13 protein-coding genes are annotated in these 20,400 nt (G+C 47.6%); 10 read left to right on the top strand and 3 right to left on the bottom strand.

All coding sequences use genetic code 11. The features are described 5' to 3' along the window. The first annotated feature begins 3 nt into the window (after positions 1-3). The 7 genes from H579_RS0123425 (at position 4) to drt3b (ending at position 9,358) form a co-directional block, all read left to right on the top strand. Positions 4-1,218, top strand: coding sequence for an acyl-CoA dehydrogenase family protein (locus H579_RS0123425; RefSeq protein ID WP_245583356.1), 1,215 nt, complete (start codon positions 4-6; stop codon positions 1,216-1,218). Next, the gene (locus tag H579_RS0123420; protein WP_028302663.1) at positions 1,215-2,381 is read left to right on the top strand and encodes an acyl-CoA dehydrogenase family protein; all 1,167 of its coding nucleotides are present in this window, start codon (positions 1,215-1,217) and stop codon (positions 2,379-2,381) included. The genes H579_RS0123425 and H579_RS0123420 overlap by 4 nt, the downstream gene beginning before the upstream one ends. Before the next feature lie 168 nt (positions 2,382-2,549). Beyond that, positions 2,550-4,163, top strand: a complete 1,614-nt coding sequence (locus H579_RS0123415) for an ATP-binding protein (RefSeq protein WP_028302662.1) — start codon at positions 2,550-2,552, stop codon at positions 4,161-4,163. Between the two features lie 260 nt (positions 4,164-4,423). Further along, positions 4,424-5,494 carry an Rpn family recombination-promoting nuclease/putative transposase gene (locus H579_RS0123405; protein ID WP_051228310.1) on the top strand — a complete coding sequence of 357 codons (1,071 nt, stop codon included), beginning with the start codon at positions 4,424-4,426 and terminating at the stop codon, positions 5,492-5,494. Positions 5,495-5,567: 73 nt separating this feature from the next. Further along, positions 5,568-5,837 (top strand): DUF4351 domain-containing protein, encoded by a 270-nt coding sequence (locus H579_RS0123400; protein ID WP_028302659.1) that lies wholly within the window; start codon positions 5,568-5,570, stop codon positions 5,835-5,837. A 403-nt stretch (positions 5,838-6,240) separates the two neighbouring features. Next, the gene (drt3a, locus tag H579_RS28360) at positions 6,241-7,422 is read left to right on the top strand and encodes an antiviral reverse transcriptase Drt3a (protein WP_028302658.1); all 1,182 of its coding nucleotides are present in this window, start codon (positions 6,241-6,243) and stop codon (positions 7,420-7,422) included. After that, positions 7,415-9,358, top strand: coding sequence for an antiviral reverse transcriptase Drt3b (drt3b, locus tag H579_RS28355; protein ID WP_028302657.1), 1,944 nt, complete (start codon positions 7,415-7,417; stop codon positions 9,356-9,358). The genes drt3a and drt3b overlap by 8 nt, the downstream gene beginning before the upstream one ends. 323 nt (positions 9,359-9,681) lie before the next feature. Here drt3b and H579_RS0123385 read toward each other — a convergent pair whose 3' ends face one another. Both H579_RS0123385 and H579_RS0123380 read right to left on the bottom strand, forming a co-directional pair. After that, entirely contained in the window at positions 9,682-10,887 is a 1,206-nt protein-coding gene (locus H579_RS0123385) for an acyl-CoA dehydrogenase family protein (protein ID WP_028302656.1), read from the bottom strand. A gap of 17 nt (positions 10,888-10,904) precedes the next feature. Next, on the bottom strand, positions 10,905-12,194 hold the full coding sequence (locus H579_RS0123380) for an acyl-CoA dehydrogenase family protein (protein ID WP_028302655.1): 1,290 nt from the start codon (positions 12,192-12,194) through the stop codon (positions 10,905-10,907). Between the two features lie 283 nt (positions 12,195-12,477). Between H579_RS0123380 and H579_RS0123375 the strand changes: the two genes are divergently transcribed. From H579_RS0123375 to H579_RS0123365, 3 genes are all read left to right on the top strand, one after another. Next, positions 12,478-13,860 (top strand): DUF1329 domain-containing protein, encoded by a 1,383-nt coding sequence (locus H579_RS0123375; protein WP_028302654.1) that lies wholly within the window; start codon positions 12,478-12,480, stop codon positions 13,858-13,860. 86 nt (positions 13,861-13,946) lie between these two features. Continuing rightward, the gene (locus H579_RS0123370) at positions 13,947-15,473 is read left to right on the top strand and encodes a DUF1302 domain-containing protein (RefSeq protein WP_028302653.1); all 1,527 of its coding nucleotides are present in this window, start codon (positions 13,947-13,949) and stop codon (positions 15,471-15,473) included. Positions 15,474-15,853: 380 nt separating this feature from the next. Then, positions 15,854-18,367 carry a bifunctional diguanylate cyclase/phosphodiesterase gene (locus H579_RS0123365; RefSeq protein WP_028302652.1) on the top strand — a complete coding sequence of 838 codons (2,514 nt, stop codon included), beginning with the start codon at positions 15,854-15,856 and terminating at the stop codon, positions 18,365-18,367. Between the two features lie 256 nt (positions 18,368-18,623). Here the strand turns inward: H579_RS0123365 and H579_RS0123360 are convergent, their stop codons facing one another. After that, positions 18,624-20,042 carry a DUF1329 domain-containing protein gene (locus tag H579_RS0123360; RefSeq protein ID WP_051228308.1) on the bottom strand — a complete coding sequence of 473 codons (1,419 nt, stop codon included), beginning with the start codon at positions 20,040-20,042 and terminating at the stop codon, positions 18,624-18,626. Positions 20,043-20,400 lie beyond the last annotated feature (358 nt).

Here is a 20,400-nt window from a genome sequence, read left to right as displayed (position 1 = left end):
AAAATGAGCGAATTGAACGCACTTGAAGGTTTCCGTCAGGAAACCCGTGCCTGGCTGGAAGAGAATTGTCCGCACTCTTTGCGTACACCGACGCCGGAAGGAGAACTGATCTGGGGTGGTTCTCAAGTTGAGTTTACAACAGAAGATCAGCGCCTGTGGTTTGAGCGTATGCGCGACAAGGGCTGGTTCTGTCCGGGTTGGCCAAAAGAGTACGGCGGCGGTGGTTTGTCACCGGAAGAGCTGGCTATTCTGGAGAAAGAGATGCGTCGTCTGCGCTGTCGTCCGCCGCAGATTAATCTGGGTATCTGGATGCTGGGGCCTGTGGTACTGGCCCATGGTACAGAAGAGCAGAAAAAACGCCTGTTAACCCCGATGACCCGCGGCGAAGTGCGCTGGTGTCAGGGCTTTAGTGAGCCGAATGCGGGTTCCGATCTGGCGAATATCCGTACCAGTGCCCGTGATGAGGGTGACCATTTTGTTGTCAATGGCGGCAAGATCTGGACCTCTTACGGCGATAAATCCGATTGGATGTACGCTTTGGTGCGTACCGACAATGAAGCGTCAAAACATGGCGGTATCAGTCTGATTGTGCTGGATATGCACGCGGAAGGTGTCAAAGCCCAGCCTATTGATCTGATCGCCGGTAAATCCTCCTTCTGTGAGGTGTTTTTTGACGACGTCAAAGTCCCGAAAGAGAACCTGATTGGTGAACTGAACGGTGGCTGGCCGCTGGCAAAACTGCTACTGCAGCATGAGCGTAGTGCCATGTCCAAGTTTGGTGAATTCAGTCTGCCGACACACTTTCATCTGATGTCGCTGATCCGTGACTATCTGCCGGAAGCGACTACGCCAGCCGAGATCGCGCTGAAAGCCCGTGCTCAGGCCTGTGAGATGGATGAGCAAGCCTATAACCTGACCGTGCAGCGTATGGGTGAAGAAGCCCGTGCCGGTAAAAATGTTTCTGGTGTCATGTCCATTATGAAGCTGGTGCACTCCGAGCAGGAGAAGGTGAAGTTTGAACTGCTGCTGGATGCCATGGGGTATCGAGCCCTGGGTTGGGAAGGGGATGAGTTTAGCGAACAGGAACTGCGTATCACCAAATCCTGGTTAAACAGTTTCTCGCAAACCATTGCCGGTGGTGCTTCTGAAGTGCAGCTGAATGTGATTGCCAAACGTGTGCTGGAACTGCCGGACGGTAAAAAAGGAGGTCGCTCATGAGCCTGATCTATACAGAAGAGCAACAGATGTTGGTCGATACCGCACGGGAATTTCTGTCTGCACGCAGTCCGGTTTCGGCTCAGCGTGCTCTACGGGATCGTAACGACGCGCTGGGTTTCGAACCTGAGCTGTGGAACGAGATGCTGGAATTGGGTTGGAGTGCTATTCCTTTCCCGGAAGCATTAGGTGGCTTGGAATTTGGCTATAAGGGCATGGGTGCGGTTTTTGAAGAACTGGGTCGTCATCTGAGTCCTTCTCCTATGCTGTCTTCCGTGGTGTTGAGCGGTGGTCTGTTGCAAGCGGCAGGTTCAGAAGCGCAACAGCAGGAGTGGCTAACCGCGCTGATCAGCGGTGAAAAGCGTCTGGCCTTAGCGGTGGATGAAGGTCCACGTCATAATCCTATGGCCATTGAGCTATCGGTTGAATCTACGTCGGATGGTTATCGTCTTAATGGCGATAAAGTGATGGTATTTGATGGGCTGGGTGCCGATGGCTGGTTGGTTGCGGCGCGTAGCTCTTTATCTAAAAGCGGGGGCGCTAATACCTCATCAAAAACGGGTGACGAGCAGGGCATTAGCCTGTTTCTGGTCACTGCTGATATGGCCGGTGTCAGCACAAGCCGTCAGTCACTGATCGATTCCCGTAATATCGCCCGTCTGTCGTTAAACGATGTCGTGGTACCGGCAGAAAATCTGCTCGGTGAACTGGATCAGGGCCTGCCAGCATTGGAACAAGCACTGGATCTTGGCCGTTTATGTCTGGCCGCAGAGATGATGGGCGCAGCAGAAACCCTATTTGCCACCACCATGGAGTATCTGAAAACCCGTGTGCAGTTTGATGTTCAGATCGGCACCTTCCAGGCGCTGCAACATAGAGCAGCCTGGTGTTATGTCGAGCTGGAACTGGCCCGTAGCACCCTGATAGCGGCGATGGCAGCCGTTGACGAAGGTGCAGATGATGCAGCCGCACAGATCAGCTTAGCCAAATGGAAAGTGGGTCAGATGGCGGACAAGATCAGCGGCGAAGCGGTGCAGATGCACGGCGGTATCGGAGTCACCGATGAGCTGGATGTGGGTCTGTACCTGAAGCGCATTCGAGTGGCACAGGCCAGCCTGGGTGATGCAGATTATCATCTGGAGCGTTATGGTCGATTAACGGCTTAATCTCTCTGAATATTGCTGGCTGTTGCGTTATCCAAACGGTCCAATCTTAAACAGGTTGGGCCGTTTTTTTGTTTAGGGCATAAGTGCTTGGCTTTGAAACAAGCACTTATGCTCTTCTTCGTTCCAGAGTATCATTAGTCATAAGCAAACCCTAGATCAGGCCTTTGAATGAAAAAGCTTCCCATAGCGGTGCAGACCTTTGCAGAAATTCGTGATGATCAGCATCTTTACGTCGATAAAACTGAGCATATGCATAATATGCTGCAGGGAAGTAAGGCCAATTTTTTATCCCGTCCCCGTCGTTTTGGTAAAAGTCTATTACTGGATACCTTTAAGGAGCTGTTTGAGGGTAACCGAAAACTCTTTCAGGGACTCTATATTGAGGACAAATGGGACTGGTCTCAGACCTATCCTGTGATCAAACTGGATTTTGCCGATGGCACTCTGCAGAGCCGGGAAGCGTTAGACCTGCGTATTCGTAAGATGCTACAGGACTGCGCTGATCAACTGGGTGTCTCCATTCCGCACTCTATTCATTATTCCACTCAACAACAGGCTAATGATATCCCCGGTTGTTTTCGTGATCTGATCGTTGCATGCCATAAAAAGTATGCTCAGAAAGTGGTTATTCTGATCGACGAATACGACAAACCTATTCTGGATAATATCGAACAGCCTGAACAAGCAGCGCAGATGCGCGAAGGCCTGAAAAACCTCTATTCGGTGATGAAGGGGCAGGATGCCTATATTCAGTTTGTCTTTATGACGGGAGTAACCAAGTTTTCCAAAGTCAGCTTGTTTAGTGGCATCAATCAGATTCAGGATCTGACACTGCACACTAAATACGCCACCATCTGTGGTTATACCGAACAGGATCTGAAAACCGAATTTGCCGGACATCTACAAGGTGTCGATTGGGAACAGCTAAAAGAGTGGTACAACGGTTATCAGTTCTCAGGTCAGGCGGTTTATAACCCTTACGATATCCTGCTGTTTATTGATGGTGGTTGCAGGTTTAAAAACTACTGGTTTGAGACCGGCAGTCCCTCTTTTTTACTGAAACTGTTTAAACAAAGGCAGTATTTTTTACCTGATCTGGAAGCTATCGAGGTCGGTGAGGATATTCTGGATTCTTTTGATGTAGAGCGGATTAATCCCATTACGTTACTGTTTCAGGCTGGTTACCTGACGCTGAACAACTGTTATGAGACAGACTTTGGCGAACTGGTCTATCAGTTGAAAGTACCCAATCGTGAGGTTCGCTCTGCTTTAAACACTCACTTTATCGGTGCTTATGCCGAGATCGAATCCGCAGCAATGCAGTGGCGACAAGAGATCTTTCGGTTGTTGAGTACCGGCGATCTTGCAAGGCTGCAGCAGCAAATAAAAGCGCTATTCGCTGGTATCCCTTGGCGTAACTTTAATCAAAATGACCTACCGGATTCCGAAGGCTATTACGCCTCTGTGCTATATGCGTTTTTTGCCAGTCTGAATGCCACCATCATCCCCGAAGATATCAGCTGTCACGGCCAGGCGGATATGACGGTTATTCTCGGTGACTTTATCTATGTCATCGAGTTTAAACGCGATACCTCCAACGAATACCAGCCCCAAATGCCTAATCCGGCACTGGAGCAGATCCAGAGTAGGCAGTATTCCGCCAAGTACCTGACCGCGAATCAGGCTGCAGAAGCAGGAAAACACATCTTTGAAGTGGGCATGATTTTTAATACCCATGCCCGAAATCTGGTACAGATGGATTGGGTTGAGGTGAACGCCTAAAGCCAGACACCAATACCAAACAAGATAAGTTGTTGTAGGTCGGAAAAGCCGTAGGCGCCTTCCGACAATCATCAGATACCGGAACCAATGTCGGATGGCGCTTCGCTTATCCAACCTTGATATCAAGAAACTTATCAGGATTGGTATAACCTCGATAAAGACCTATCTTTGGGGCGAGATCGATATGGGATTGGCGATTTTGCAACAGCTCAACTACATTGCATTAAACCTAATCGCAATCAGCTTGCAAGGATGCAGCGATGACCAACGATAATGCCTATCACAATACTCCCCACAACGCCCACGATAATAGCTACAAGCTGCTCTTTAGCCATCCAGAAATGGTATCCGACCTTCTTACCGGCTATATCAAAGAACCCTGGGTTGAACAGCTGGATCTCAGCACCTTAGAAACTGTCAGTGGCAGCTATACCAGTGATGATCTAAGAGATCGGGAAGACGATATTATCTGGCGAGTGCGCTGGAAAAGCTCAGTCGAAACCTCAAAAATCTCGCAAGCCGAACAGAAGCAGAGTAACGAAGGCTGGCTATATATTTATCTCTTGCTGGAGTTTCAATCCAGTGTCGACCGCTATATGCCATTGCGGTTAAATATCTACAGCAGCCTGCTAATGGATGACCTACGCAAAACCAAACGCCTGACACCCAATGGCAAACTGCCGCCAGTATTTCCACTGGTGCTCTACAACGGCGAACGCAACTGGACGGCCCCTTTAGAGCTTAACGAACTGATTGAAAATGTCCCCGGCGGGTTGCATCTCTACCAACCACACTTTCGCTACTGCCTGTTGGATGAAAAACACTATCAGGATGAGTCTTTACCTGAGGTCAAAAACCTCGTCTCAGCACTCTTTGCACTGGAAAACAGCCGCACCCCCGCAGATATGCAAAGAATCCTCACCGCCCTTATCGAATGGCTAAAACAACCGGAACAAACCGGGCTCAGGCGAAATTTCACCCTCTGGCTAAAACGAGTATTACTCCCAGCCCGAGTTCCTGGTGTACAATTTGAACAGATTCATAACTTGCATGAGGTACACAGCATGTTGGCCGAACGCGTAAAAACCTGGACAGAAGAATGGAAGCAGGAAGGGATTCAGCAGGGAGTTCAGGAAGGTATCGAACAAGAAAGGGAGCAGGAACGCCAAAGAAAAGCTGTCACAGTGCAGAAGCTGCTTACTCGACGCTTTGGGCTGCTATCAGAAGAGAATATTCAGCGTCTAAATCAGGCTACAGCAGAAGAGCTTGATCAATGGACGGAAGCTATTTTTGATATCGAAAGTCTGGAAGAAGTGTTTGGTAAGCAATAATCCTATCCTTTGCTATTGAAAAGCATAAAACTAAGACAATTGACAGATCACTGATCTGCATAAGGTACACAGCATGTTGGCCGAACGTGTAAAAACCTGGGTAGAAGAATGGAAGCAGGAAGGACTTCGGCAAGGTATTGAGGAAGGCCTTCAACAAGGCTGGGAAGAGGGACGCTTAGAAGGCGAAGCTAACGTTTTACAGCGCCAGCTAACACGTCGATTTGGTGAATTATCGGGTGAAACTATCCAGAAAATACACCAGGCTTCAGCCGATGAGCTGATCTTGTGGACGGATAATATCTTTGATGCCAAAAGCCTGGATGATGTGTTTGGCGAACAATAATATCTGCTGACTGATTTGACCCGGTTAACTTTCACACCATACTACCGCCAAGGTTAACCGGTATCTTCCCTGATAATAGGCCAATATCATCCATCCCCACAGCGTGATAACCCTAAACGCATCTACTAATTGTCAGCCGTATACAGCGCGGTAACTGATAAAAATACCAGCCGACATATAGAGTCATGAAATATTCCGCGGCCTATATATACCAGTCATCTCCGTATAAAAGCTTAAAAAACTGCACATAAAAGGTACAAATAAGCACTTTTGTAGGCAGTTTTAAGCTGGTAATCTCTGCAACAATTTAAGCCGACCTTGCAAGGTAAGCCAACCATGCAAGCTTGTGAAGCTTACATGGGCGGATGAATAAAATGTTAACTCTAAGTAATAGACTGCAACGATGTTGAAACAGGTTTTTGATAAAGATCAACTATCTAAAGTGCTTTCATCGTCAGATGTTTGGCAATGGGGGTTATTGTCTAGTTATGGCGATGTCGAAACAGCCGTAGATCACACGGTTCAGTACTGGAAGTCACATAACCTTACCTTATCATCATTAGAGGCAAGGGCAGTAAAGAGCAAACCAGTCTTTATCCCGGCGAATATGGAAGATGCTTTTGCAATCAAGCTACTCGATCGGTTTATTCGAAGAATTTATAAAGTCAGGCAGTCAGATCGTAATCGAATTGTCAGACAGCTAGTAACGCTATTAAAAGACTCTGGCAAATATCATGTCCTTCGACTGGATATCAAAGATTGTTATGAAACCATACAGTTTGAATATCTAATCAATAAGTTTAAAGATGAACTGATCCTCGCCCCTGAGTGTATCAAGTTACTTAGTAGTATACATAGTGACCCTTGGACTAATCATGGCATGCATGGTTTACCTAGAGGGCTGTCAATAAGCCCTACACTTGCAGAGCTTTATTTAGAAAGGTTAGATAAAAAGGTAGCATCACATCCTAACGTGATATATAGCGCAAGATATGTTGACGATATCATTATTCTTACACCAGCAGGTAAGGAAAATAGCGTACAAACTGATGTTGAAGCCTTCATGAATGAAATGAACCTTAATCTCAATAATAATACTAATAAGTACTATAGTGGCTCTTCATGCTCAGCAGAGTTTGATTACTTAGGTTATTCCATCAAGGTGGAACCTATAAAGAATAATCCAAACAAAGTAACTTTGAAAATATCTCAATCTAAGTTAAATAAGCTTAAATCTCGGATAGCAATCAGTTTTTGTGATCACAAAAAACAAAATAATATACCCCTTTTAAAAAGAAGGCTTGAATATATTTGTATGCTGAAAAGTGTACGAAAAGGTAAAAATGGAGATTTGCTAGCAGGCCTTGCTCATAACTATCAGTATGTTACTGATGATTTTGAGTGTTTGAAGTCTCTTGATGGTTTTCTCTGCCAACAATTGGTCAACCCTCGGTTTGGTCTCAGTCAACAAGAACAAAACAAAATTAATAAAATATCAATATATGGAAATGCAAGAAAGCGGAATGTAGGGAAATTTAGCAAGAAGCAAACAGCTCAAATAATGCGAGTTTGGAAAAATGCCTGACATTATTAAAGTAGATACTAATGACAAGTTAAGAACGTTGCTAACCGATGTTCTTCCCTATGAGCTACCGTTATGGTTCTCTAATTTTACAATGTATCAAAGGTTTAGTACGTCAGCGCATGCTAATGCGTATAAGACTATTTCGGGTCTGGACTTCGAAAGTGAAACTGGTGTCTATATTCCTTTAGATTTCCTTGTATCTCGAGGTGGTAACAGTACGCCACGCGCAATATCAATCATGCACCCGGTAGCTCAGCTGAAAGTTTGTGATTTTTATAATGAATACGATGATCTAATCGAATATTACTGTACAAAATCAAATTACTCTTTGAGACACCCTTATAGAAAATCAACCAAATTTTATGGTAAAACCCAAGAAGGATCAAAGCTAGCTGATGGTGTTGAAAGTGCAGACGAAGAGCGAATTGTTTCAAGCTCCTATTTTAAATACAAAAAGTACCCTTTTTTATATCGTTTTTTCGAGTCTTATGAGTATCACAAACTGGAAAAGCAGTTTCACAGCATGCTTCAGGTTGATGTTTCCAAGTGCTTTCCAAGTATTTATACGCATTCAATTGGATGGGCTGTAAAAGATAAGCGCTTGGCTAAAGCTAAGCCAAGGGTTCATGGAAGTTTTGATGGGGAATTCGATAGTTTAATGCAGCTCACAAACTATCGTGAGACTAACGGTATTATCATAGGACCTGAAGTAAGTCGGATTTTTGCAGAAATTATTCTACAGAAAATCGATTTAAACTTTGCTGATAAAATGATGCAAAATGAGTACCAAATTTCGAAACACTATGACTTTAGGCGCTATGTTGATGATTATTTTGTTTTCTTTCGCTCTGAAGAAGTGAAAATAGCTTTCATAAAAGCACTAGAGTCAAGTCTTTTGGAATATAAGATGTACTTAAATGAGGCAAAAACAACAATAGCCTCTAGGCCTTTTGCAACTGACATATCTTTGGCTAAACACGCATTAAGCCATGCTGTTTGTGAATACTATAGTTCACGTTACAGGGAAAAAGACACGGACTCAGAATTTATTGTTCAATTAAGAAAGCCAAATTATAAAGCCAATAAGACAATAGCTGAAATAAAAATGGCCTTGGCTAATCACAAGTTTGAGTATCATTCCATTTCTAACTATTTGTTCAGTGCAATCACAAAGCGAATGCTTTCGTACTTGTCAAAAATATCAGAAGTTAATTCAAAAGAAGAATTTCATTTAAATTGGCTGTTAGTTGATTTGGATGTGCTGTTTTTTGTGCATGCAATGGATATTCGGATAAGGCCAACAGATAGACTGGCGCGGTTAATTCATGATCTTCTTGAAAGGACTTCAGATTGGCCGGAAAACTATAAAGAAATAATTCACAAGAAAATTTTCGACCATATTAAACAGGCAATAAATATATTTATTAATCATGCAAATGACATGGTTGGGCTTGAGATATTAAATCTCTTGATTATCTTAACAATGCTGCCCTCAAAATATCAGCTACATGAAAATAAACTAAAAGAGTATTTTGGTAACTTAGAGAAATATTCAGAGACCAATGATTTCTATTTTCGCTGGATAACCTTTATGCTATATATAAAGAGGAAGCCAGAATATAATAAGCTACGAGATGAGCTGATTAAAGCAGCTGATGATTACTTTCTGAACAGCGATGATATGTTTATATCTTCTGAATACTTTATGTTCTATTTTGATTATCTGGCTTGCCTATATATCGATGAGGCAGTGAGAAAAAAAATGATAGAAGAAGTTAAAAAAATCACCTTGAATAGCAAACAAAATCTAGTACAATTTGATGTGAATAAGCAAAGTCAGATAGTGCTTAATAAAGACTTTATTGTTAGTTGGAGTGATCCAGAATATTTGAAAAATAGCTTGGAGAAGAAAGGCTATATTTTCTCTTATAACTAGTTTATGTCGCCTGCCTCCGTAGGTTTCTGCATTCACTTCGGTGTTTGTAAGGGCTTTGGGAAACCTTAGCCACACACACGATGGGAGGTAGGCGGCGCCCTATAATGCCTACCAACTTGGACACCCACCTTAAGCGCCTAAGGCGCTGCGCTAATTTTAGGCATGGGTGTCTTCTATTTTTATAAAATATGGGTTGCTACCGGCAAATAGTTAACAAGGCCAGTGAGAAGGACGCAGCAAAGCTGCGCCTCTGCTGGCGGCGTTAAGCCAATCCCACCCCAAGCGCTGATCCCCTCCAGCCTCAGCACTTCACTCCCAAAACGCTAAACAGCCCCCTTAGGCTCTTTTGGCATACCCAGTGCCCGTTCGGCAATAATATTCCGTTGAATCTCATTAGTGCCGCCGTAGATAGTATCGGAGCGGCTAAAGAGATACATGGACTGTAGGCGGCTGAGGCCGTATTGACCTTCTTCGATGATTTCAGACTCTGGGCCTAAAACATCCATTGCGAGTTTGCCGAGGTTGGAGTGCCAATCTGTCCAGAAGAGTTTGTAGATCATGGCTTCTTTTTGCAGGGTGCCGTCTTGTGGGCCGGATAACATGCGTAGGGAGTTGTAGCGCATGATTCGCAGGCCCATCCAGGCGTCGGCGATGCGTTGGCGGATGGTGGGCTCTTCGGCGGCTCCGTTATTTTTGGCGATGCGGATGATTTCATCCAGTTCGTTTTGGAAGGCCATTTGTTGGCCCAGGGTGGAGACGCCGCGTTCAAAGCCAAGTAGGGCCATGGCGATTTTCCAGCCGTCGCCGGGTTGGCCGACGATATTGTTGGCGTCGGTGACGGCATCATCAAAGAAGACTTCGTTAAATTCTGAGGTGCCTGTGATCTGTTCGATGGGGCGCACTTCGATGCCCGGTTGATCCATAGGTACTAGCAAAAACGATAGGCCTTTATGGCCTTGGCTGCCGGGTTCTGTTCGGGCGATAACAAAACACCAGTCGGATTCATGGGCGAGGGAGGTCCAGACTTTCTGGCCGTTAATGCGCCATTGTTGTGTGTGGCCGTCGGCTGCTGTTCCCAGCACGGCTTTGGTGCTGACGTTGGCGAGGTCTGAACCGGCGGAGGGTTCGGAGTAACCCTGACACCAGTATTCTGTGCCGTTGATGATGCCCGGTAAGAAGCGTTGTTTCTGTTCTTCTGTGCCAAAGGCGATCAGTGTTGGCCCTGTGAGACCTGCGCCGATATGTCCGGCCAGGCCTGGGCCTCCGGCTCGGGCGTACTCTTCGTAGAAGATCACCTGTTGGTTGATGCTGAGTGCCCGTCCGCCGTGTTCTTTTGGCCAGCCGACACAGAGCCATCCCGCTTGCGCCATATGTTGTTCCCAGCGTTTTCTCTCTTCGGGGAACATATGCTCATCGCCGGGGCCGCCGCGAAAGCGCAGTGGTTCGTATTTTCCGCATAGATTGTCTTGCAGCCAGGTGGCGATCTCCTGACGGAACTGCTCGTCTTCTGAACTAAAGCTGAGTTTCATAACCTACCTCCTGACTTTTAGAGAATAATTTGAGCAATTTTTTCTCGGTGAAAACTGGCGTTACCGAGCAGGGTTTCGCTGGATTTTGCGCGTTTAAAGTAGAGATGAGGGTCGTATTCCCAGGTAAAGCCAACGCCGCCGTGGAGCTGTATGGATTCGGCGGCGCAGTGGAAGTAGGCATCTGAGCAGTAGGCTTTAGCCAGTGAACTGGCGAGAGGTAGTTCATCGGCCAGGGAATGGTCGAGGGAACTGTGGCAGGCATTGCCGGGGGATAGCGGATCGTTCTGAGAAACGTTATCGGTGGCTGCTGCCGGGTTATGATGCTGAAGTGCTTCATCGGCAATACAGGCGGCGTAGTAGACCGCTGAGCGGGCGCTTTCCACCTGTAACATCATATCGGCCATACGGTGTTTAATGGCCTGGAAGCTGGCGATAGCGCGACCAAACTGTTTGCGCTCTTTAGTGTATTCCAGGGTGAGATCCAAGGCCTGTTGTGCGCCGCCCATCTGCTCCGCAGCCAGTGCGACACAGGCCAGTTGCAATGTCTTTTCCAACAGTGGCCAGGCATATTCTGACTGTAACATCACGTTATCCGCTGGAATTATGACGTTATTGAGCGTGATCTGTGCCAAAGGCCGGGTTTGATCCATGGAAGGTGTCCATTGGACTTCTACGCCCTGAAGATGGCTGGGCAGCAAAAACAGGCTGACCCCCTCTTCACCTGAGCTGTCAGGCAGACGGGCGGCGATAACCAATAGATCAGCCGTATGGCCGTGAGGGACGTAGTGCAGTGTGCCGCTCAATGTATAGCCCGTTATAACGGTATGCTGATTGAACTGGGGTAACGCCGTTACAGTAACTGAATCGGTATGCCAGCCGTTGTGATAGCGGTCTTTGCTGTTGTTATCACCGTGGGAGGCGTGACCGATATAGGCCAGTGTGGCGGTCAGGCTGCCATCTGCAATCCGGGGCAGATAGTGCTGTTTTTGTGCCTCTGTTCCGGCCACCAGCAGGGCATTGGTTGCCAGTGCCACGGTCGAAAAATAGGGCGAACAGAGTAAGCGCCGTCCCATCTGTTCAAAGAGGATAGCCATTTCCACACAGCCCAGGCCCAGACCGCCATATTGCTCGGGAATATGAATGGCTTGCCAGTACATCTCATGGCAGATCTTTTGCCAGAGTTCTGCGTCATAACCTGTCGTTTTAGTCATGGCATCACGCACATGTCCGCTATTGGAACAGGCATCCAGAAACTGTCGGGCAGTGTCCTGAATCATCTGCTGTTCCGGGGTAAATACAAACTCCATAGGGATCCCTTCAGCCGCTTGAGACAGCAAAGACAATGGGTCTTTGCCCAGTAACCGCTTAGGTTGCTGAATTCTGTCTGTGCTGCGAATCCCTTATTTGGACTAGGCCCTGTTGGCTTTGACAGGAGCAGGTCGTGCGAACTTTTCAGACTAGTCTTAACAGACGATTTAGCCCTCCGGTCGATCCAAAATAATGAAATCTCTAATAACAACAAAACGAATCTGCAGGGTACGTCATGGGCCACTTCAGGCACCGGCGTACATGCCAGAGCTGGAGGTATGGATGAAAAGAAACATAATAAAACCCCTCGTTGCCGCTATCGTTATGGCTCACAGTGCCGGGACCTTGGCCAAGGTTTCTGCTGATGAAGCCAGTAAGCTGGGCACCGAACTGAACTGTATGGGGGGCGAGATTGCCGGTAATGCAGCAGGTACGATTCCTGAGTTTACCGGAAAGTGGCTGGGTACACCTGAAGGGGTTGAGTATACCCCCCATGCAGGCCGGCACCCAGTTGACCCTTATGCTGATGACAAACCCCTTTATGTCATCACCCGTCAGAATTGGCAGCAATACAGTCAGTTTCTGACCGAGGGGCAGAAGGCGATGTTTGAGCGCTATCCTGATACGTTTGAAATGCCTGTATATCCGGGACGTCGTGATTTTCGTTACCCTGACGAAATTTGCGATATCGCTAAGCGTAATGCCACTGAATCTGAATTGATTGATGATGGTTTTGGCTTTACCGGCTACAAGGGCGCTGTGCCTTTCCCTATTCCCGATATCAATAAGCCACTGGAAGTTTTGGCAAACCATAACTTCCCATACCGGGCTTACACCTATTACACCCGTCGTGATGTGGCGGATGTCAGCTCAACAGGGGATATCTCCTGGGGGCGCACGGTGAATGCGGGTCTTAATATCACCAACCACCCGGATGAGATCGGTAAGCCGATGGAAGGGGTGATGGCCTATAGCCTGGTGGAAACGGAACGTCCGGTACGTAAAAAAGGATCGGCCACGGTGACTTCTGAGCCGGTGAACTTTGCCCGGGGTAAGCGTCTGGCCTGGAACTACAACCCTGGAACCCGTCGTGTACGTCAGTTGCCGGAATACGGTTTTGACACACCGCTGGCAGGCACCTCCGGTAAGCTGACAATCGACACCGACCGTCTGATGAATGGCTCACCTGAACGCTATACCTGGAAGGTGACGGGTAAACAGGAGATCTTTATTCCGGCCAACACCTATAAGATTCACGGCTCAGATGTGACCTACGATGATCTGCTGCAGATCGGTCACGCCAACCCGGATTATATGCGTTATGAGTTACGCCGCATCTGGGTACTTGAAGGTGATCTTAAAGAGGAATACCGCCACCGTTACGGTAAGCGTGTGATGTATATCGACGAGGATACCTGGCACGGCGTGATATCTGATTACTACGACACCCGTGGCACTCTGGTTCAGCACGCTTATATCAATTACTACTACGCCTTTGATATGAACGCCTGGCAGGCGGGCAGCAGCTTTTACCATGACCTGACGACGGGCGGCTATGTGGGCTACAACCTGTTCCAGGAGCGTGAGAAGGGTCCGATTCTGAATACCGGCGAATACAGCAAAGATAACTTTACACCTGCTGCATTGCGTCGACTGAGTCACTAAATCACAGCGATCTGAAGGAGATAAGCGACATGCAAGCGTTTCAACACAGTGCTGTCAGTGATCAGTCAGTAGTAAAGAGAGCAACAATGAACAAAGTTTTTAAACGTCACACCCTGTCGGCTGCAATTCTGGCCGCCGCAATGTCTACTCCGGCGATGGCAGGGGACACCCTGGAACTGGGTAATGGCACCACGCTGGACTGGAAAGGTACCCTGACCTATTCCGCCGCTGTGCGTACCGAAGATCAGGCCGATGAGCTGACCAGCTCCGGTAACAAAAATTTCGATGAAGGCGATATGACCTCCAATGCCCTGTCGCTGCTGATGGAAGCCCATCTGGCAAAAGACAACTTCGGCCTGGTGATGTCGGCCAGCACCTTCTACGACAGTGTTTATCAGGATGATAAATTCAGCGACGATGCCGAAAAGTATCATGGCGGCTATTCCCGCTTGCTGGATTTCTACGGCTATACCGCTTTTGCTTTTGGTGAAAGTGGTTATGCGAATATTCGTGTTGGTAAACACGTGGTTGCCTGGGGTGAAGGCTTGTTCTTCCCGGGCATCTCTCTGGCACAAGGCCCATCGGATGCCATTAAAAGCGGTATTCCGGGTACGGAAGTAAAAGATATTCTGTTACCGGAAGATCAGGTGTCCATGCAGCTGGAGATTACCCCTGAGCTGTCCGTAATGGCCCACTATCAGTACGACTGGCATGAAACCCTGGTGCCTGAGCCGGGTTCCTATCTGAGCACCAGTGAAGCCGTGGGTAAAGGGGCTTACTGTCTGAATGCCCTGCCAAACGGAGCCTGTGCCTTTGGTGTTCGGGGGGATGATATTCAGCCGGATGACAACGGCCAGTGGGGTGTGGGGACGCGTTACCGTGTCAGTGAGACGACAGAGATCGGTTTTTACTACCTGAACTATCAGGACCGTATCCCAATGACTGAAATTTCACCATTGGATAACAATTTCCAGGGCACATATCGTGTACGTTACTTCGATGATATTGACCTGATCGGTGCCACCTACTCGACAACCGTGGGCATGGCTTCCATTGCGGCTGAAATGTCCTATAAAGACGGTGCTCCAGTGCTGCTGGCTACCGAGTTCTATGGTTCATCCCTGCCGACGGCGACCCGTGGTGAGATTCTGCAGACTAACCTGAATGCCATTATCAACCTGGGTAGTACGCCACTGTCAGAGAGTACCAACCTGACTACGGAAATTGCTTACGTGGATATTCTTGATGTGGAAAGCCGTGGTATCAGTGGTGTCGCCGGAAGTGAAACCGACAAGCTGTACTATTCCAATCATAGCCTGGCGCTGGCCGCGTCTCTGAGTCTGGCTTATCCCGGTATAACAGAAAGCTGGGATCTGAGTGTACCGATCAGTTACTCCAATCAGTTGAGTGGCCGTGCCATCACTGGCGGTGTCGGTGGTGAAGGTGATCAGCGCTTCAGCATAGGGGCAGACTTGACTCACCCGCGTTCTGGTCTGCAACTGGGAGTTAAATATCTGACCTACATGGGTAACCCGGATGTGGACGAGCCACATAGGGAACGCACCCTGAGTGACCGCGACAATATCTCTTTCACCGCGAAGTATGCGTTCTAAAGGGGTAAGAAGACGGCTCAATTGAATATTGTAACAATCGCAATAAGGTCGGTTAATCACTATCGGTTCGGCCCTGTTTAACAGCAAGCCCGTTCGGATCTGTTGAACAGTAATATAGTATTAACCCTTCAACCGGCTTCCCAGGAAGCCGGTTTTTTTGTGTCCTTTTGTCGGTCACCTTTAAACTATCTTACAGGTCGATAACCTCTTAATGGCGCTAGACCGAAGGCTGAATAAGCCGGTTGCTTATTGATTTATAACAGGGTTTTCAGCAGAAAGATTTAGCAGCCCTGGGATCATTGGCCTATGGTGTAGATATATTTTCTGGAACGTGAAGTGAGTTTATGAGTCCTCAATTTTTCAGAATAAGTTCGGCAGTGATGACCGGGATAATTTGCTGGCTGGTGCTTTGGTTACTCAATACTGAGCGGGTTGCGGTTCGTCAGCTAGAAGAAACACAGCTACTTGAGGCCTATGCTTCTGATCTGAATAAGGAGTTTGATCGGGCTCTGATCAGCGTCAGAGTCTTGTCTGTCTTATCACGGGAAGATGACCTTTCAAATGATCAGTTTCAAAACCTGGCCGGTGCTCTCTATAGTCAGTTAGATGGCATCCTCTCCCTGCAGCTGGCACCTGATGGAGTTGTGTCCTTTATGTATCCCGATGATCTTTCATCGGGTATTCGGGGGCAGAAGTTGCTGGAACACCCTGTCACCAAAGACTCCGCCAGAGCGGCGATCGCTTCACGTCAGATTCTGATTGATGGCCCACGCATGTTAAATCAGGGAGGGAGGGGGATTGTTGTTCGCTTACCTATCTTTCAGCAAGAGCAGTTCTGGGGATTTGCCACGGCGGTGTTCAGGCTTAATGATCTGTTAACACGAATCCGGTTGAAAGAGCTGAAAACACTAGGGTTTGATTTTAACATCTGGGTAAATTCAGAATCCGAACCGTTACAGTCATTATTTGATTCAGCTATACCCGCGGATGCGACCGATATTCGTTCATTGGATATAGAGGTGGCCAATCAAATATGGACACTGGGTATCAGATCAACGGATAGCTCTCTGATATCCTATATCAGTTGGGCCGAAATTCTGGTGGCTATTCTGATTACCTGGCTTGCCAGTGCATTGGCTTACTCAACCTCACAACTGTATCGGCATCGTAATGAACTCAGTTTATTGGTGGATGAAAGAACGGCGGATCTAAAGCAGAGTGAGGTGAATCTTAAACAGGCGCAACGGGTGGCCAGGCTGGGCAGTTGGTACAAGCCGCCGGACACTGGGGTGCGTTATCTGTCCGATCAGGCCATGCATATACTGCAGGTGAATGAATCGACACAGGATTTAACCCGATATATGGGACTGATCTCCCCTGAATATCAGGCCGGTTTCGAGGCTTTTTGTTCCAGTCAGGCAAAAGGTAACCGGAGTGTTGAATATATGATCAATACCGGCAGCCGTCTGATTTGGATCAGAGAGGTGGTCGAGTTTGATCCGCTGAGTCAGAAGCTGATTGGTACGATTCAGGATATTACTAAGGATAAGCAAAATCAGGCTGTCATCTGGCATCAGGCCAACATTGATGATTTGACAGAACTGCCAAATATCAATTATTCCAAGAACCTGTTAGCGGATAATCTGAACTTACTGGATGCTTCGTCGGATTCTGTCGCTTTAATGCTTTTTGATATTCAGCACTTCAAAGTCGTTAATGACAGCTATGGTAAGAAAACGGGTGATCAATTGCTTATCGCTGTTGCTGAGCGTCTATCCCAGGCTTTTCCTGATGCCTTGCTGATCGGCCGTTTTGCGGCAGATCTGTTCTTGGTTGCACTGAAACGTGAAGCGAATATTGCAGAGAAGAATCCGGTCGGAGCCGTTGTCGAAAAGCAGTTTGAATCCCCTTTGCATATTAATGAAGTGCTGAGGTATGTCTCTTTCAATATAGGCATCGCCTACTGGCCGAAGGATGGCGCAACAGTGGATGAGTTGTTGCAATCGACGGAAATTGCACTACATGCAGCTAAAGCCCACGGAGAGCAAGGTCATATCTGTCATTACTCTTCATCGCTATTAGACTCGTCAAAAGAGCAGGATGAGCTCAGTCGGGATCTGAGGGTTGCCATTCGGGAAAATGAGATCTTTATGGTCTATCAGCCTGTTGTAGATGCGGCCAGTGAAACGGTAGTGGGGGTTGAAGCGCTGGTGCGTTGGCAGCATCCAGTGAAAGGTTTTATCGGCCCTGATAAGTTTATTCCCATTGCCGAGCGCAATGGCTTGATTTTTTCATTGGGGAAAGCGATTTTCCGCTGTGTCAGCAAAGATAGCCAGATGCTGGCAGAACAAGGGCTGGGAGAGTTGCGTATCAACATCAATATCTCCCGTAGTCAGTTCTTTGATGATGGCTTCAGCGATTTTTTGGCCCATGAACTCAAGACAGGTTTTTCTGCAGGTCAGAAGATCACCCTGGAGGTCACTGAATCCTATGAGCTTATGGACTATGACGCTCTGAACACAGTGATATCGAAAGTCGATAATGAATTTCTGCAATGGTCGTTGGATGATTTTGGTACGGGGTATTCATCCTACAGTGCCATAGGCTTGCTGCCAGTGGATAACATTAAGATTGATCGCTCCTTTATCTCGGCCATTGAGCAGAGTGAAGTGGATCAGGCGATAGTACGCAATATTATTGCCATGGCCCACACACTGAAGAAATCTGTGACCGCTGAAGGCATTGAAAAGCAGGAACAGGCCCAGCTGTTGAAACAGATGGACTGCGACTATTTTCAGGGTTACTTCTATAGTAAACCTCTGGCACCGGATACACTGGTTGATTGGTACCGCGACAATAAATGTGTAAACGATATGAGGATGGCGAATCATTGATCTGTTTCCAGTGCTGATCAGGATGGGTGGACTCTTTTGTCTGCAGCTTGATCGGTGAACCCTTGTATCAAAAAGGAAAAAAACCGGCTTCAGGGGAAGCCGGTAAATGAGTTAATAGCATACGCCGAAGTAGCTATTAACTAACCTATGCCTGTTGATGCGTTAGTTTTCTCGCCAGACCCAGAGAGTTAGCAAATGAAGCGCGGCTTCATTTTTGACAAAGTGATTCCTCACTTTTGCTAGATATCCCTTGTTACTAGTGACTTAACCGGCGCAGCGCCGCAGGCGAGAAGTTATCTTTGGTGTACTGGTATTTGTTCAGTATCGGGGCTTTTTCCTGTTCCTGGAATAGGTTGTAACCGACGTAGCCCCCTGAGGTCAGGTCGTGATAGAAGCTGCTGCCCGCCTGCCAGGCACTCATATCAAAGGCGTAGAAGTAGTTAATAAAGGCGTGCTGAACCAAGGTGTCGCGGGTGTCGTAGTAATCGGCGATAACACCATGCCAGGTATCTTCATCCAGATACATCACTCGTTTGCCGTAGCGATGGCGATAGCCCTCTTTTAGTTTCGCTTCCAGCACCCAGACACGGCGCAGCTCATAACGCATATAGTCGGGGTTGGCGTGACCCAGTTTCAGCAGGTCATCGTATTTCACCTCTGAACTATGTACCCGGTAGGCATTCGCCGGGATATAGATCTCTTTTTTACCCTGTACGACCCAGTCATAACGTTCCGGCGAACCGTTCATAAGACGGTCTGAGTCGATGGTGAGCTTGCCTGCGGTACCACTGAGCGGCGTATCAAAGCCGTATTCTGGCAGCTGGCGCACGCGGCGGGTACCGGGATTGTAGTTCCAGGCCAAGCGGTTGGCTTCGGCAAAGTTCACGGGTTCTGAAGTGACAGTCGCAGAGCCTTTTGAGCGTGCCGGTAGTTCTGTTGCGGTCAGGCTGTAAGCCATCACACCTTCCATGGGTTTACCGATCTCCTGAGGATCGTTAGTAACGTTCAAACCGCGATAGTTCTGGCGGCCCCAGGTGATGTAGCCCTTGGAATTGACATCGGCAATATCCCGTACCGTGTGATAGGTATACGCCCGGTATGGGAAATTATGATTCTGCAATACCTGCAGCGGTTGACTGGCATCGGGAATCGGAAAGGGGATCGCGCCCTTATAGCCGGTGAAGCCCATTCCCTGATCAATCAGCTCTGCTTCCTGAGCGTTTTTCCTGGCGATATCACAGACAAAATCCGGGTAGCGAAAATCACGGCGACCTGGGTAAATGGGCATGGAGAAGGTCTTGGGGTAGCGTTTAAACATAGCTTTCTGACCTTCAGTCAGCTTGCCTTGGTACTGCTGCCAGTTTTGGCCGGTGATTGTAAACAGAGCTTGGTCTTGTGGGTAAGGGTCAACCGGATGCTGACCGACATTAGGTGTAAATTGCACACCTTCTGGCACACCTTGCCATTTACCACTGAACGGTGGAATAGAACCATCGGCATTACCATCGGCCTGCGCGCCAACACAAGTCAATTCATTACCCAGTTGTGCAATCTGTTCCGGTGAGGCCTTGGCTGCTGCTATTGAGCTATGGCCTAACAGAGAGGTGACAAGAAAAGGGGCTAAAAATGAAGGGGCTGAAAGGAATGAAGGGGTTAGCAGATGACTTTTTTTCATCTTGTATCTCCTGGTCTGGTCGCTGCTCGGATGGTGTATGCATCGGTGAACACGACGCCGGGTTTTGTGGTGTTCGGGTAGGATTGATCTGCTCCCATTGTTTGGTCTTTACCGCCGACTGTAATCGTCTATTGGGACTACTTATCGCTTTGATTGCGCCGTTTTGTGCTTTGATTTCTCATTTTTAACGTCTTCAGGTTTTTCCAGGTACTTTTTGGCGTTTAGGTATTTCGGCATTTTTAGGCTTGGGGTCAGCTCTAGTCCGCATTGACGATGAGGTAATTGACTTGTCGCGGCGTAATAGCTCACCAGAGCGCGGCCTGTTGTGAATGAATAAAAATTCAGATCCTTAGGGTCC

It is taken from the genome of Oceanospirillum beijerinckii DSM 7166, assembly GCF_000422425.1.
GTDB lineage: Bacteria > Pseudomonadota > Gammaproteobacteria > Pseudomonadales > Halomonadaceae > Oceanospirillum > Oceanospirillum beijerinckii.
The sequence above is the reverse complement of the archived record's forward strand: the minus strand, read 5'-3'. Positions and strand labels throughout refer to the sequence as shown.